Raw genomic sequence first — 16,080 nt, forward strand, 5'->3', positions numbered from 1 at the left:
ACAGGCATCTTGCCTGTTCTGTTGTATTTTTAGGGCGGGCGGGACGCCCAACCCCTACTCCCCACAAGAATTTCACTTTTTATGAAACACCGAATTTCACTCTTTGTGGAACAGGCATCTTGCCTGTTCTTGAGAAGGGTGTAAGATGTTAATTTCATCAAACTTGACTGTAAAATTTAGATGCGCCTGGGCTTAGTGAAGCAATACTACTGACAAATAACAACTACGTCATTCTTACGATCGAGGTCTTCCGAGACTTGTAATATAAAGCACAGCCTCACCCGCAGGAATACCGAGAACGTCATTGACGCGATCGTCAAAAAAGCCGCCGATACCGCTGACACCCAAACGCAGTTGCATAGCTGCTAAATTCAACCGCTGGCCCAAATGACCCGCGTCCATGTGCAAATAGCGGTAAACTCGATCGCCATATTTTGCTACAGCCCTGTTCAAATCCGCCGTGTGAAATAACAGCGCCCCCGCATCTCTGCCTAAATCTTGCCCCAAACACAAAAAATGCAATTCCCTGCGGAAATTTTTAAACCTAATTTGCCGCAATTCTTGAGCTTTCGGAGCGTAATAGTAACAGCCTTCTTCTAACCCATTCACTCCCGAAACAGCAATAAAAGTCTCGATCAAACTTAGATCGAAATAGTCGGGAGAACCGTCTAGCCCTTGGTCGATATAGTGCTGCGGCTGGTAAGTAAAATCGAGCATAGCTAGCAGTTCGCCCAAGCTTAAAGAAGCACCTGTATAAGCACGGGTAGAACGCCTTTTGAGCATAGTGTTTTCTAAAGTTTCCAGGTTCACTCCCCAAGGAATCGAAGGAGTGACCGTCGAAACTTTAGTACAAAATGGAAAGTTGTATTTATCCTCTAATTCCCCTTCACTTTCATCCAGTTTCCAGCCGTCAGATCCGGTAGGATCAGATTCTAAATGCGTGGCTTTGTGGAGGTATTTTAACAGTTGACCTTCGGAAATTTTTGGGTAATCTGTCGTGGTATTTCCGGGCAAAGCTGTTTTAAATTTAGGCAAGTTTTGGTCAATATCTAGCAAGTCGGCTAAAGCAACTACACAAATCGCTCCTTCTTGCTCCGAGTCGATGTACAGTAATTCATTGACAGCTTCGTCGGCGAATCCTCCAATCAGGTGAGGTCGGTAATCGTTGACGGCGCAAGCTAACTCGATATTACTCAATAAATGACCGGTGTCTAGAAAAATTCGCCGATAAGCTCGGTCTTCGTAACGCCAAGAAGAACGGAAAAAAACAGTGGTAATGGCGATCGCCAATTGGGTATTTTCTAGCGCTGGCGACTGGAAACAAGCTGCTTGCAAGACCGGCCAAACTTGACTGTCCCAAAAATGAACAAGTGAATGAGTTCTGCACTGATAATTGTAGAGTCCGGCCGGCAACTGGGCAGTGCCACGGGAGATTAAATAAACCTCTGCTGGGTACAGCCCTCCCGCCGACGGTGCAGATCGCAAATACAGGTAGCTGTCGTCTACCGTCTGCACTTTCGCCGTCAACCCGTAGCTGCACAGCAACAAGCTAGATAACCGACGCCACCAAGCGGCATCGGGATCGGCATCGGCATCCTCGGAGGGGTCTTTGAGATAAGGCTTGAGGTCAAAATACGCTCCAATTTTATATTCTTTGAAAGGCACAGGTTGCTCTGTCCAATCTAGCTGTTTACTTTTAGCAGCAATGGTTTCAGGGTCGTATTTTGTCCGTTCGTGGTAGTGCTGAGCAATGGAGAGAGGATGTTCTGGCATATTTCAGTAGAGGATTGACTTTGGTTTCTCGATCGATCTTGACATTACTAACCGCTTACTGGTCGAGCAAGGCAAAAATTTACAAATATAAAAAAAATCTTAGAAAAAATGAGATCGTTGTTACACAAGCTTAACATAAAATAATGCCTAAGTATAAATACACAGAATAATAACCATTAATTACTGTTATGGATTGGCTGCAGTAGCTGTCGTCATGAGGAATGAAAATGCAAAAGCTAAGCGCTGAGGAATTGCTGGCTCAGTATGCTGAGGGCAAGCGAAACTTTAACGCCGTTGACTTAAGTGAACATAACTTGTTTCAAGCAGATTTGACAGAAATAAATCTTTCTGGTAGCGTTCTGAGGCGAGCTTATTTGCCCTACGGAAATTTGACTCAAGCCAATCTTTATAAAACTGATTTGCAAGATGCTGAATTGGGCGACATTCAACTTTATCAAGCTAACTTGTCGGAAGCAACTTTATCAAGAGCAAACTTATCAAGAGCAAATTTGCGTCATGCCAATTTGCAAGGTGCTAATTTGCAGAAAGCCAATTTGCAAGGTGCGGATTTGTACAATGCAGATTTGACGAATGCCGATTTGAGATATGCGGATTTGAGCCGAGCTAATTTGGAGAAAGCAAAGTTAACTAAAGCTCAATTAGCGGGCTGCAACTTATTTCGATCGCGCTTGGTTGATTTGTCGGAAGCGGAGTGCGATCGCACTACTATCGGGCCCGAAGGCTATTGATGATTTGCAGCCGCTAGTCTAGGGCGTAGGGCGATCGGCTTAATTAGTCGTGAAGGCTAGCTATCCCGTAGGGAATCGCCATTTTTAAAATTTCTTAACATTTCTCGACAGGCGGGAAAATGTGAGTTACAGTCGTAGAGAACTTATCGATCCGCAACATTGACAATAAATAACACATTTTTCCAGCGGAAAACAGGCTAAAATTTATGAATTCTCCTGACAACAAATCCCGAGAACTCCGGCGCAAAGAACAAGAACTGCGGAAGCGAGAACAAGAAATTCGGCTCCGCGAACTAGAAGCCGAAATTGACCGCTCAGTGCCCGAACATCTAACAAGCAAGTACCAAGAACCAGAAAGCCAAGTTAACGGCAAACTCAAACAGTGGCGCCGAAAAATTATAGCAGCAGCTCAATTTACAGGCATTGTCATTGCTGTTGTCGTTGCAGTTCGCATAGCATCTTGGCTGGCAGCCGCGCTGATAGTAGGAGGCATTGCTTTGATAGCTTACAAAATGTTTATTGAAGAAGACAGAAGTTGAAAAGCCCAAGCATGAAACTATCAGGAAACAGCCATGAACCTTAAAGTAGAAACTAGCAACTTTCTCAACGATTTAGAGCGAGTAGCCGCCGTGCGCCGAGAAATTGCCGATCGCCTCAGCAACATCGCCACAGCCATCAAGCAATCAGAATTAGCAGGAGGAGAAGCATCGGGAAAACTCGGTTTAGAAACAGACAACGCCGACATTGATATCGCCAGTAAAAACTTGCGCCAAGGAGTCTTTCGCCTGCTAGTGCTAGGCGACATGAAACGCGGAAAAAGCACTTTTCTCAATGCGTTAATCGGCGAAAACTTACTGCCCAGCGATGTAAATCCCTGTACAGCTTTGCTGACGATTTTGCGCTACGGTTCAGAAAAAAAAGTCACCGTTTATTTCAATGACGGCAAAAGCCCAAAACAGCTAGATTTTAAAAGTTTTAAACAGAACTACACAATTGACCCCGCTGAGGCCAAACGCTTAGAAGAAGAAAAGAAACCAGCATTTCCAGATATCGATTGCGCCGTAGTAGAATATCCCTTACCTTTGCTGGAAAAAGGCATAGAAATAGTAGACAGTCCCGGGCTGAACGATACAGAATCCCGCAATGAATTATCTCTCGGTTACATCAACAACTGCCACGCTATTTTGTTTGTGCTCAGGGCAACTCAGCCTTGTACAATGGGTGAAAGACGCTATCTAGAAAATTACATCAAAAATCGCGGATTGAGCATTTTCTTCCTGATCAATGCTTGGGATCAGGTGCGGGAAAGTTTGATTGACCCGGATGATCCTGAAGAATTGGCAGAAGCAGAAGGGAAACTGCGGCGGGTTTTTCAAGCTAATTTGGCTGAATATTGTTTAACAGAAGGCCACGACATTTACGACGAGCGAGTGTTTCCAATTACCTCAATTAAGGCACTCAGGTTGCGGATGAAAAACCCGGATGCGGATTTGGCAGGAACTGGTTTTCCCGAATTCATGGCGGCACTAAATACGTTTTTGACGCAGGAAAGGGCGATTTCGGAATTGCGTCCGGCGAGGACTTTGGCCCGTCAAATTTCTGCTCGTGTCCGCGAAGCTGTTGGACGCCGCTTACCATTACTAGATCGCGATGTCAATGAGTTGAAGGAAAAGATTAATTCAGTTGAGCCGGAGTTTAAAAAGCTGACTCAGATTCGGGATGAATTTCAACGAGAAATTATCGAAGTTAGAGATAGTAAATCGCGGGCGATCGCAGATTCTTTCCGCGCCTACGTTCTTAACTTAGAAAATACCTTTGAAGCAGATTTCTTACGGTATCAACCTGAACTGAGATTTCTGGATTTCTTCAGCCAAGGCAAGCGAGAAGCTTTTGAAGCATCGCTCAAACGAGCATTCGAGCAGTACATCAATGACAAACTAGCAGCTTGGACTCTCACGGCCGAACAAGAAATGAATTCAGCATTTTCGCAGCTATCGAAAAGTGCCGCAAATTACGGAGCATCTTACACGAAAGTGACTGAAAAAATTACCGAAAAACTGACGGGACAAAAAATCCCAGCAGCAGTCAGCAACTCGAACGAAGATAACTCGCCCAGTTGGGCAAAATGGGCGATGGGATTGTTCTCGTTAACTACCGGAAATCTGGCAGGTGTAGCAATGGCAGGAGCGGGTTTTGATTGGAAAAATATCCTGCTCAACTTAATCACTGTGTTGAGCGTCAGTACGATTCTTGCTAGTTTGACGGGGATTGTTTTGGGGCCGCTGTACTTGGCTTTATTGGGGATGGGTGTTGGGGTTTTGCAAGCAGACGGAGCTCATAAACAGTTGGTGAAAGCGGCGAAAAAAGAGCTAGTGAAATATCTGCCGCAGGTGGCTCAAGACCAATGGCAGCCGATTCACGATGCTGTAAAAGAGTGTTTTGATGTTTACGGGCGAGAAGTGGGCGATCGCATGAATGCTGATATTACTTCTCGGAAATCTGAGTTAGATAATTTGCTGGCTCAAAAGGAATCTCGCGAGATTAATTGTCAGGCTGAATCGCAGCGGTTGAAAAAATTGGAGGCTGATGTTTCTGTCGAGTCGCAGAGTATTGAATCGCTATATCAATGTTTCCTAGCATCCGCTAAATGAAATAAAACAACAATATGCAACAACCCGAAATTTATCAATACCTCACCGACAATCTCAAATCAGCACTCGGTATTCTCGAACTTGACAAAAACTCCCAACTGTATCGAGATACCACCTCAATTTGCGACTATCTCGCCAAACCTACTTTTCAAATTGCTGTTTTTGGCCCGTTTAATTACGGCAAGTCAACTTTGCTCAATGCTTTGCTGGGAAATCGTGCTTTGCCGATCGACCTTGTGCCCACTACAGGTGCTGCCATTTATGTCAACTACGGTGAGGAATTGCACGCAAAAATTACCCTGAAAGACGGCACGGAAGTTAGCGAACGGGGGACTGATGTTTTGAAACGCTACGCCATCCTTGACGACGCGAGACAAATGCGGGATGATGTGGCGGCCGTGAATGTTTACTGTCCCCATCCATTCCTGCAAACCGGTGTGGAATTGCTGGATTTGCCGGGAACCAATGACCGCGAAGAACAGGATAATTTGGTTCGGGATAAATTGTTAACGGCTGATTTAATTGTGCAGGTTTTAGATGCTCGCAAATTGATGACTTTAGGCGAACGGGAGAACTTGAGAGATTGGTTGAGCGATCGCAACATCAACACAGTCGTCTTTGTTGCCAATTTTCTCAATCTACTCGAACCAGACGACCAAAAACAAGTATACAATCGGTTGTTGTTTGTTGCCGAAAGTTTTCGCTCCAATTTGCCGAACAATATCAGCAATATCTACCGCGTCGATGCTTTGCCGGCTTTGAGGGCTAGGCTAAAAGGAGATGTGGCGGCCGCCCAAACTACAGGAATTGCCGCCTTTGAATCGGCTTTGCAAAGTATTGTGGCAGCTCAACAGGAACAACTAGCAGTTAAGTTGCCCAGAATTGAAGCTATAGCTACTAAAATTTGCCAATCTCTCCGAGCCAAAGCTGAAAATGTCACCGCAGAAATAGCCGCTGCTCAAAAAAAGCATAAAGACAAAATTGAAATTAAACAAAAAGCAGAAAAACTGATATCAAAAGGCTTTCAAGCCAGCGTTTCCGATTTCGAGATTTGGCTTTACCAGCCCACACTTTTGCAGCGGTATCAATCGGAAATGGCGCTGTCGCTTCAGGAAGGGAGTTTTGATGCGTGGAAGCTAAAATTTCAGCGAGAGGCCTTACATCAGCAGCAAACCATCGCAGAATGGGTAAATAAAGCTTGCGAATTCTTTGAGAAAGAACAGCCGATCGCCCTTTTGATTTCGTTTCCTCCATCCCCGCAAGTCAGTTTACCGGAGCCGCCACCACCTCCCGCTCAAAAGTCGATCGACAGCGAAGTGACTCCAGTGGCGATCGCAACAGGCTTAGGTTGGCTATTGGGCGGGCCTGTGGGAGCTGCAGTAGTCGGCGGTGCTAGCTATATTTTGAATAAAAGAACTGGGTATGAAAAGCCGCCTGAATCGTCAGAAGCTTATCTCAATCAAGTAACGGAAATTTGCAGCGAGGCTGCTAAAAACTATCTCGCTCGCTTCAGTACCGATACTTTTTCCATGCTGCAACACTACAAGGAAATCGCCGGAAAAGTTATCTGTTTTCAAGAAAGCAAAGAGCCATTAAATATTAATGTTCAACAGTACCAGTTACAGTTAGTAAATAATTTAATCGAGAACTTAGAAGCACAATTGGAGAGAATAAAAGTTATATGATTTGAGATTTTATATTACTTTGATGGCACTATCAAATCATTAATAACAGGCAAGATGCCTGTTCCACAAAAATTCAGTTTTAATGTGGGAAGAACAGGCAAAATGCCTGTGCCACAAAAATTCAGTTTTATTGTGGAACGGGCATCTTGCCCGTTCCTAAAAATAGTGAAATATCTGATTTCTAATCAGTCACTGCTTTAACTTCCTTCAAATGACCAAATCTGTAATTAACGGCAAATGATCCGAACCGACATTGCGGCCAGTACGAATCTTCAAAACACCAATTTCTTTGCTGACTAGAAAGTGGTCGATCGGAATATAAGCTAGCGGCATAAAAGTCGGCCAAGTCGGTAAAATGCCAAAGCCCGATCGCGCATTTCGCAAATTTCCGGTTTTTACCATATTTTTGTAGAATGGCGACCACATTGTGGTATTTAAATCCCCAACCACAATCAGCGGATTTTTTACTTGGGCTGCATACTCGCCGATGGCTGCTAGCTGTTTATTGCGATTGATAAAACTCTCCTGTTTGACTGGCACAGTCGGATGAGCAAGAATCAGAGAAATGATTTTACCTTGAAATTTAACATCCGCCGACAAGCTCTTTCTTTGATTTGAAAAGGCTTTAACCGCAGAATTTTCTAAAGGCAGCTTGCTGTATATTGCACTGCCAAATCTCTCAGATTCTTGCTGGGTAGAAGAGTAAGGAAAAATCTCGCTTAAAACCGATAACTGTTTTGCCCAAGTTGAGTTGACTTCTACAAAAACCGCGATATCAGGTTGTTCTACTTTAACCAGCGATATCACCTCAGAATATCGCCGATTAGCCCTTAAAACATTTGAATGCAAAATCCGCAAGTTGTGTCCGGGATTTGCTCCTGCAACTGCTGGCGCTGGAAAATACCAAGGAACAATTTCCGCCAAATTAATGATAATGCAAAATGCGCTCACCAGCAACCATATTTTTTTGGAGCGCACGAGAGCGAAGAATATAAAAGTAGAGAAACCAACCACCAGATATTGTAGTTTAAAATGAGAAGTCAATTCAAAAAAAATGTTGAATTCTCCCAAATAACCGACTATTGACAATACAGCATTTACAGTTGCGACGATAATAAACCCTTTTAAAATTACGTGCTTCAAGCTAATTATTTTGTAGTTGCTGCTGTGCATCACCGCCCATTTGAGCTTAATTTTAAGGTCGTTGGTAATCGGCAATTTATCAATTTCTGTTACCAGTTGTTCTGGCTGTTCCAACACTCGCCGCTTTTGATAAAATCTCACCAGCAAACTATCTACCACAAAATAACTAAAATAATTGGCAACAATTCCTGCAAATACCAACACACCTAAACCGACCAGGATACCAAAGGAACCGCCGACTTTAACCAAACCCGACCAAACGGCTGCGTTACCTGTTTTACCTGTAGCTAATATGGCTATAAATAGCATTAAAGCAGGCAATCCGACCGTGATTGTGTTTCTGATGATATAGTCCATTATACAATTTTATATTTTAAATTTTAGATTTTAGATTGGGAATGAATCATGCAGTTTTTAGGGCAATGCACACCCCACCTATTGACTTAAGAGCGACTTTACAAAATCGGGATACTCCTTAAATTTCATAGATTTCTAAGGGTAAGTTGTCGGGATCTCTGAAAAATGTAAACCGTTTTTCTGTAATCTCGTCAAGGCGAATTTGTTCTACTTCTACTTGTTGGGATTTTAAGTAAGCAACTGATGCTTCTATGTCTTCTACGGCAAAAGCTAAATGTCTCAAACCGCAAGCTTCTGGATTGTTAACTCTTTCAGGAGGATGGGTAAATGAGAAAAGCTCGATGGTGTCGCCATTGCCGACTCGCAAATCGAGTTTGTAAGAATTCCTCTCGGTTCGGAAAGTTTCTTTGAGAATGGAACATCCCAATACTTCTACATAAAATTTCTTCGATGCTTCGTAATCCGAGCAAATAATCGCCACATGATGTATTGCTTTTATTTTCATCTTACAAAAGTTAGTTAGTTGCATTTTTATGAGATGTTGCACCATTCTCAATAAGCTTTTTATGAACAGGCAAGATGCCTGTTCCACAAAAAAAATTTACTCTTTGTGGAACAGGCATCTTGCCTGTTCTTGAGAATGGTGCAAGATGTGAGGTTTTTCCAAATGCACAGCACGCTATTGACAATTATATTTGACGATCGCAGACTCTGCGAGAAACCCTGCTAAATTCAGCGCGAGATCCCTAAATTTTCCCTCGCCTAAATCTTAACCTAAAAATTTCTGCAGAAAAAGTACCCTACTTTGATAAAATGAGAGTTTTGCAGTCAATCACCCAATTTGCATCTCAGGAGACAAGCACTATGGCCCGTATGTATTACGACACCGACGCGAACCTAGACATCTTAGCCAACAAAACGGTGGCTATCATCGGTTACGGTTCCCAAGGACACGCCCACGCCCTTAACCTCAAAGACAGTGGCATGAATGTCGTTGTCGGTTTGTATCCCGGTAGCAAATCTGCCGCCAAAGCAACCGACGCGGGTTTAACAGTTCACCCGGTAGACAAAGCAGCCGCTGCTGCTGACTTCATCATGATTTTATTGCCCGATGAAGTTCAAAAAACTATTTACAAAGAACAAATCGAACCGAACCTTTCTGAAGGAAATGTTTTAGCATTTGCTCACGGTTTTAACATTCACTTCGGCCAAGTTGTTCCCCCTGCCAATGTAGACGTAGTAATGGTGGCCCCCAAAGGCCCCGGACACTTGGTGCGGCGGACTTACGAACAAGGGGAAGGTGTTCCGAGTTTGTTTGCAGTATATCAAGATGCTTCCGGTCAAGCGCGCGATCGGGCAATGGCCTATGCTAAAGGTATCGGCGGCACCAGAGCCGGCATCCTGGAAACCACTTTCCGCGAAGAAACAGAAACCGATCTTTTTGGCGAACAAGTAGTTTTGTGCGGCGGTTTGAGCGCCTTAATTAAAGCTGGATTTGAAACTTTAGTTAACGCCGGATATCAACCGGAATTAGCTTATTTTGAATGTTTGCACGAAGTTAAACTTATCGTTGACTTAGTAGTAGAAGGAGGCCTCGCCAAAATGCGCGACAGCATCTCCAATACCGCAGAATACGGCGATTTAACTCGCGGCCCCCGCATCGTCACGGATCAAACCCGCGCCGAAATGCGTAAAATTCTCAGCGAAATTCAATCCGGCCAATTTGCCCGCGAATTCGTTCTGGAAAACCAAGCCGGCAAGCCAGGTTTTACCTCCATGCGCCGTCAGGAAGCAGAACATCCTATTGAAGAAGTTGGTAAAGATTTGCGAGCTATGTTTAGCTGGTTGAAAAAGCAGGCTTAATCAATTTTAGATTTTAGATTTTAGATTTTAGATGGGAGTACAAATCTAAAACAGTCGGGACGCATAACCTCTATCTGTAGGGTGTGCAATGCACACCTTACCGCTGGGAGGAAAATCTAAAATCTCAAGTTTAATCGATTTGAGATTGGAGGAAAAATCTAAAATCTACAATCTAAAATCGTCATGTTTGGTTGTGCTTCGCTTAACCCAACCTACAAGAAAATGGCTAAGTATTGTTAGAGAAACCGGGTTTCTCGCTGGTAGATCAAAACTATCGACTCGGGCTAGGACTTTTTTGCAATTTCTCAATATCCTGTTGCCTTTTCTCGTTGAAATCTCTCGGCCTCAACCAATCTGGCCACAACCCGACGAAGAACTTTCGACTTGCCACGCTAGTATCTCTTACAGGTTTGGGGAGAAAAGTTAAAGTGTCACCGTAAAGGGTAAACAGGGCTGCAAACAGAAGCAACAGCGGGATAAGATTTTTTTTAGGCATGGCAGTTGGGGAGTAGAGTTTGTGAAAGCGGTTGCTTATATTTTGCCCTTGCACGGACAAAAAATATCAGAAATAGCTTAAGAAGAAAAATAGACCTCAGCAATCTCGGACGCGGCCGTGCCGTTTCCCTACCCCAAAATCATCAATCTTCTTCGATGAAAGATGTAACCATCGCCCGATTAATTGTAGGAAAACGGCACGGCGCGGTGTCCTGACTGTGGGTAATATCAATTCCGATGTCGTTAGAGAGTCGATATTATATCATGTCCGATCGATTGACCATAATATCCCGGCCGGGGCGGGTTTTTGAGATTGTCAATTATTGGCAGATATTGTTGGTGAACCCGCCCCTACCTAATTTCGGGTAATTGACCGGAGATCATATTAGTTAATGACTAATGACTAATGACTAATCACTAATCACTAATGACTACTTATTCCTTTGAATAAAAGTTTGCACGACTGTATTAATTTCCGGGGAAATTTCTGTTACTAGCCGCACCGGGATTGCCGATGTAGAAGCAAATTGCGCGTATTCTGGTGTTAGAAAGACTGCATATTTGTCAGCTTCAGCAGTCAGTTGAGCGGCGGTAGCCAAACTTACAGCTTTAATATAATTGCGTATGCTAACAGCTTGGTCGCCGACAACTTCATCGCCGGTAATTTCTGTGCTCGGCCGGCGAACTTGGTTTAAAGTTGTACTCGGATCTTTGACGCTTAAGTGGGTTGCTCCTACAAAACCAACTAGCCATTTAGGAGATGGAATTTTCGGAAAGCCGGCAATTTGTTCTGCTAAGGCAGGAGTTGTTTTGTCGGCAGAAGATGCTACTATTAATGTGGGAATCTTAATTTTACTTAAGCCCGTTTCTCCAAATAATAATGATGTGATCGGATTCATGGCGATCGCCCTTTTAATCCTGCCATCCCGCAATTGATACCGTTCTTCGGGCAATCCGGCTGCCGTGCACTGAATGCCTTCGCCTAAGCTGAACCCAATCAAATCCCCCTGACACCTTTGTTTGAGTCCGCTCAATTGCAGTTCGGCGCCGGCCACGGACAAGGCTGTAGCGCCGCCGAAGGAATAGCCAATTATTATCGATCGCTCGATCGCGATTTTACCCTGTAAATTATCATCAGTTTCGTTCAATTTTGTCAGTTCGTCGAGTACAAAACTGATGTCTTTGGGACGGTCTAAAAACTCTTGAGGAGCTAGCAAGGGACACTTCCCCGCCATCGCAGCATTTGTGTTCGTCTCGTTGCTGCCCGGATGTTCTAAAGCTGCTACCACATAGCCGTGAGACGCCAAATGCTCGGCTAAGTAGCGCAAATCCGTGCGGACGGAACCCAACCCGTGAGAAAAGACGATCGTCGGTTTGTCGGCTGTCGCAGCTCTCGACCAGTACACATCAACCGGAATAGGTCGATTGCGGGCGCTATCGTTCAAATCTAGCGCCCGTACCTGCACGAAATTAGGGCCTGGCTGGGTGGGATCGAAAGGCAGCTTAAACGCGGGTTTAACCGCTGCTAACTGAGGTGCGATCGCCGCCATAAAGCGCTGAGTTTGCCAAAAACTTACGTTCATATTTCCCAAAACAGCGAAAGCTCGATCGATATCCACCACCACGCGCGAGCTCGGATAAGATTCAATGAAACTCAATATCGATAAGCCTTCCGGCGCCTTTGCTCCCTGCACCAGAGCCGCTCGCAGCGCTTCCACACCCCCACCGTCGCGCCTGGGTATGACAGTAGTCAAATCCGTCAGGATGCCAGTGCCGATGCCCGTATTTAGCAAGTTGCTCAGGCCGACTACATTTAGGGGAATTTTCGCTTGCAGCGCCCGAAAAATTTTACTCCGCTGTTCCTCAGACAGGAGATTGGCGTATGCTTGCAGTTTGGCGGGGACTTTTCCTGTTTCTGCGAGTTCGCGCAAATCCGCAACCGATATTGACGATTCTAAAATACCTTTGCGGACAACAACCGTTTCTGCAGCTTTTACAGAGGATGTCGCGCCGCTCAAAGGGCCGATCGAAATCGAACCCAAAACACTCGCCACTGAAGAAAACCATCTGAAATTTGGTCTGATGCTCATTTTTACGTTATTGAACTAGAGGGGGTATTGTAAAACTTCATTAAGTTTCTCGTCAAAGATAGTCAGGAGTAGTATATGCTGACTGATCAGAAGGATTTGGACTGCCCAAGCAACCGCTTTCAACGCGGCATGAATTTACGAGCCACACCTATCACTCATCCAGCTAGCCGATTGGCAAACACATCCACAGAGGTTTGTACAAAACCGCAGATGGTTTGTTAATTAATGCGCTCCGTGAATGGGTATTACACGATCGTGGCAAAAGCACTCCCAAAAGCATTGAGCAATGGGATAGGGAGCTGCGTAGCTCAGCCGAGGCGGGTCAATCCGCTCAAAGTAAAAGTGAAGGGGGAGGGGCCGAAGGCCTCCCATGTCATGTAATAGATGACTATACTTTTACCAGCTATATCACCATATTCTCAAAATTCTCCCCCATGCCGAGAAATTGTCCTAGATGCCGAGAAATTGCCTCCATCGGGGTGCGATCGAAATTAATTTGCCAAAGTGGGTACGATCGTCCGGGCTTTAGGCGGGTTGTTTTTGAATGATTAAACCGCAGAGGGCGCAGAGGGCGCCCAGGAAGAGAAGAGAGAAATAAATAGTGTCGGTACCCACGGATTTGATATTAACGTGCAGCCCGAAAAGTACAAACTTCGGGAGTTAGTTATCTCATGGACGGTTGCATCGGATGGATTAGGATTAAATCTTAACAGCAGATCAATGCAGATTCATAACATCATCTGCGGTTAATATATTCCTCAAGATACAGGAAAATAAACAACAAGCATCGAAATATCTGCGTGAACCCGGGCTAGCGCTTCCGGTTCTTTGAGAGTTCCTGGTTTGTCCCACATATTCTGTTGCTGAGAAATTGTTGTTAAAATCAGCAAATCGTGTTCTAACAAATTCTGCGAAACTAGCTTGATAAAATTTCCCCGCACCCGATTTACTGGTATCTCAGAGAGAATTTCCACCTCCGCCGCACTTTGGTTGCTTTGTTCCCGTTTTGTCGCCACCAACAACACTTGCAAACTCGCCTTAAGTTCCTCGGCCAAACTCTTAGCAATATCCACGGTTTCCTGAAATCCAAACCGAGTCAACTCGCTGTCAGTTACCGCCAAAATAATTCTGGCTGTATTCTGGAGAGGATCGGGAAATCGAGCAATCAGTACGGGTACGGGCGATCGCCTGATCACTGTGTCAATGATGCTGCCGAAAAAATTGTCGCGAGTTGTGGAAAATCCCTTCCAACCGCAAACTATTAAACTAGCCTCGCGTTCGGTTGCACTCCGTAGGATTCCACGATCGATCGCATCATCTATCCTCGCGATCGGTTCAACCGCACAAGCAGCAGCATGGGCAACAGTTTGCGCCGCCGTCAAAAGTTGAGTTTGCTGCATTTTATCTGCGGGCGAAATTGCTTCCCCGCGATCGGACAAAATATGCAGCGGCAGCAAAGTTCCCTGATATCTTTTTGCTAATATCAAAGCCAAACGCAGCAAATTATCTTCCGTATTCGGATTAGCAACAGGCACTAAAACTCGATCTCCCCATGAATTCTTTCCCGAACTAACCGCCGACAAACTCGACTCGGGCTGCTGCATTTGTTGGCCCCACCGAGATACAATCCAAGGAGAAGCGACACAAGTTACTAAAATCATGGCAATGATGCCGTTCACCGTTACGCGATCGACCAATTTAATGTCAAAAGCAACAGTAATCGCAGCCAAAGTAGAAGCAGCTTGAGCACCAGAAAGGCCGAACATTACCATAATGTTGGGAAACCCAAAACCAAATATTTTCCCCGGTATCCAAGCTGCCAAAAACTTGCTCACTGCCTCTGCTAAAATCATCACCGCCGCCACCAACAAAGACTGCGGCTGCTTCACCAAAATTAGCGGGTCAATTAACATCCCCACAGAAATCAGAAAAAACGGCACAAAAAGCGTATTCCCAATAAACTCAATCCGATTCATCAGGGGACTCATTTTGGGAATAATTTGAGTAATTGCAATTCCCGATAAAAATGCACCAATAATTGCCTCAATTTCAATTAGTTCTGCTGCGTAAGAAACTAGAAAGAGGGTTGCCAATACAAATATAAATTCTGCATTTTCGTCGTGCCCAAATTTCTTAAAGAACCAGCGACCGATTTTGGGAACTCCCCACAAAGTACCAAAAGTGTAGATAGCAAGAGATGGAATTAGAAACAGCCAAAATTCGAGAGTGAGATTTCCTTTGAAAGCTTTAACAACAATTGCCAGCACCAACAGCCCCAACACATTCGTAATTAAAGTCCCGCCCAAAGTCGTAGTAATAGTCTGAGTTCGCATCAATCCCAATTTTGTGAGAATTGGCAGTGCTAAAAGCGTGTGCGTAGCGAAACAAGAAGCGACTAAAATTGCAGCCAGCCAGCTATATCCCAACAGCAGCATGGCTGCTGTCCCCAATATCATCGGTAGCGAAAAAGTAGCCAACCCAAATATGACAGCTTTGTCTGCATTGAGTTTGAGGTCATCGAGGCTAGTTTCCAGTCCCGCTAGGAACATCAAAAACAGCAATCCTACAGTACCTAACAAAACAATAGTAGCGTCCCGTTGCAGCAAATTGAGACCGTTGGGCCCGACGATTACGCCAGCAATAATTAAACCGACTATTCCCGGTAGTCGCAAGCGCTCAAATAACAGCGGCGCGAGTAGCATGATTGCTAAAAGAACTAGAAAAACGGGAACGGGAGCGGTAATCGGCCCGGAAGTTAACATGAATTTCACCCTAAATATTGGCAGCGAACTGCTACCATATTTAAAAGGAAATAATCAAAATGTCTATCAATCTAAAGAGGTATTATCAATAATCGACCGGGTAATTTTTAATAAGTAAGACTGGGCGCGAGTAAGTCGGTTTATTGGGAAAATATGGGTTTGATGACTAGAAATTGGGTGAATCACGAACTCCGATAAAAAAAACTATATTTTTTGCTGAAGGCACAAAAACCCGGTTAAGAATCAACATAACAGGTTGTGAGCGATCGACTTTAAGGGAGCATCTCAGTTTTGCATTTATAGTGCGAGCTTCCCCGCTCGCGATTTGTAGAATACGCGAGCGGGGACGCTCGCACTATAATAAAAAAAATGCTTTTTGCAAAACTGAGATGCTCCCGACTTTAACGCCGAAACCTGGTTTTTTATCCTATTTGCGTCCACAACTATTTAGGTATCAAATGCAGGGGGACACAGACATATATCCCAAGATGGACTTTGGCAAACTCGCTCCT

The 16,080-nt window shown here is 44.5% G+C and carries 10 protein-coding genes; 5 read left to right on the plus strand and 5 right to left on the minus strand.

Annotated elements, in window-relative coordinates; all coding sequences use genetic code 11:
• Positions 1–234: 234 nt before the first annotated feature.
• Positions 235–1,773 (minus strand): SagB/ThcOx family dehydrogenase, encoded by a 1,539-nt coding sequence (locus QUB04_RS07760; RefSeq protein ID WP_333283044.1) that lies wholly within the window; start codon positions 1,771–1,773, stop codon positions 235–237.
• A gap of 227 nt (positions 1,774–2,000) precedes the next feature.
• On the opposite strand from QUB04_RS07760, the gene QUB04_RS07765 reads away from it, so the two are divergent.
• The 4 genes from QUB04_RS07765 (at position 2,001) to QUB04_RS07780 (ending at position 6,858) form a co-directional block, all read left to right on the plus strand.
• Positions 2,001–2,522, plus strand: a complete 522-nt coding sequence (locus tag QUB04_RS07765; protein ID WP_333283047.1) for a pentapeptide repeat-containing protein — start codon at positions 2,001–2,003, stop codon at positions 2,520–2,522.
• A gap of 206 nt (positions 2,523–2,728) precedes the next feature.
• Positions 2,729–3,061, plus strand: a complete 333-nt coding sequence (locus QUB04_RS07770) for a hypothetical protein (RefSeq protein WP_333283052.1) — start codon at positions 2,729–2,731, stop codon at positions 3,059–3,061.
• Between the two features lie 33 nt (positions 3,062–3,094).
• Entirely contained in the window at positions 3,095–5,173 is a 2,079-nt protein-coding gene (locus tag QUB04_RS07775; RefSeq protein ID WP_333283055.1) for a dynamin family protein, read from the plus strand.
• 14 nt (positions 5,174–5,187) lie between these two features.
• Complete coding sequence (locus tag QUB04_RS07780) at positions 5,188–6,858, plus strand: dynamin family protein (RefSeq protein WP_333283057.1); 1,671 nt, start codon at positions 5,188–5,190, stop codon at positions 6,856–6,858.
• Between the two features lie 207 nt (positions 6,859–7,065).
• Here QUB04_RS07780 and QUB04_RS07785 read toward each other — a convergent pair whose 3' ends face one another.
• Both QUB04_RS07785 and gloA2 read right to left on the minus strand, forming a co-directional pair.
• Positions 7,066–8,358, minus strand: coding sequence for an endonuclease/exonuclease/phosphatase family protein (locus tag QUB04_RS07785; RefSeq protein WP_333283060.1), 1,293 nt, complete (start codon positions 8,356–8,358; stop codon positions 7,066–7,068).
• 118 nt (positions 8,359–8,476) lie between these two features.
• Positions 8,477–8,863: an SMU1112c/YaeR family gloxylase I-like metalloprotein gene (gloA2, locus tag QUB04_RS07790; protein WP_333283063.1), complete on the minus strand. Its 387-nt coding sequence runs from the start codon at positions 8,861–8,863 to the stop codon at positions 8,477–8,479.
• A gap of 308 nt (positions 8,864–9,171) precedes the next feature.
• On the opposite strand from gloA2, the gene ilvC reads away from it, so the two are divergent.
• Complete coding sequence (gene ilvC, locus QUB04_RS07795) at positions 9,172–10,221, plus strand: ketol-acid reductoisomerase (RefSeq protein ID WP_333283066.1); 1,050 nt, start codon at positions 9,172–9,174, stop codon at positions 10,219–10,221.
• 926 nt (positions 10,222–11,147) lie between these two features.
• Here ilvC and QUB04_RS07800 read toward each other — a convergent pair.
• A complete protein-coding gene (locus QUB04_RS07800; protein WP_333283069.1) occupies positions 11,148–12,806 on the minus strand; it encodes an alpha/beta hydrolase in 1,659 nt (552 codons plus the stop codon).
• A gap of 758 nt (positions 12,807–13,564) precedes the next feature.
• Positions 13,565–15,568 (minus strand): cation:proton antiporter domain-containing protein, encoded by a 2,004-nt coding sequence (locus QUB04_RS07805; RefSeq protein WP_333283256.1) that lies wholly within the window; start codon positions 15,566–15,568, stop codon positions 13,565–13,567.
• Between the last annotated feature and the right edge of the window lie 512 nt (positions 15,569–16,080).

The sequence above is a fragment of the Microcoleus sp. D2_18a_B4 genome (assembly GCF_036702475.1).
Lineage (GTDB): Bacteria > Cyanobacteriota > Cyanobacteriia > Cyanobacteriales > Microcoleaceae > Microcoleus.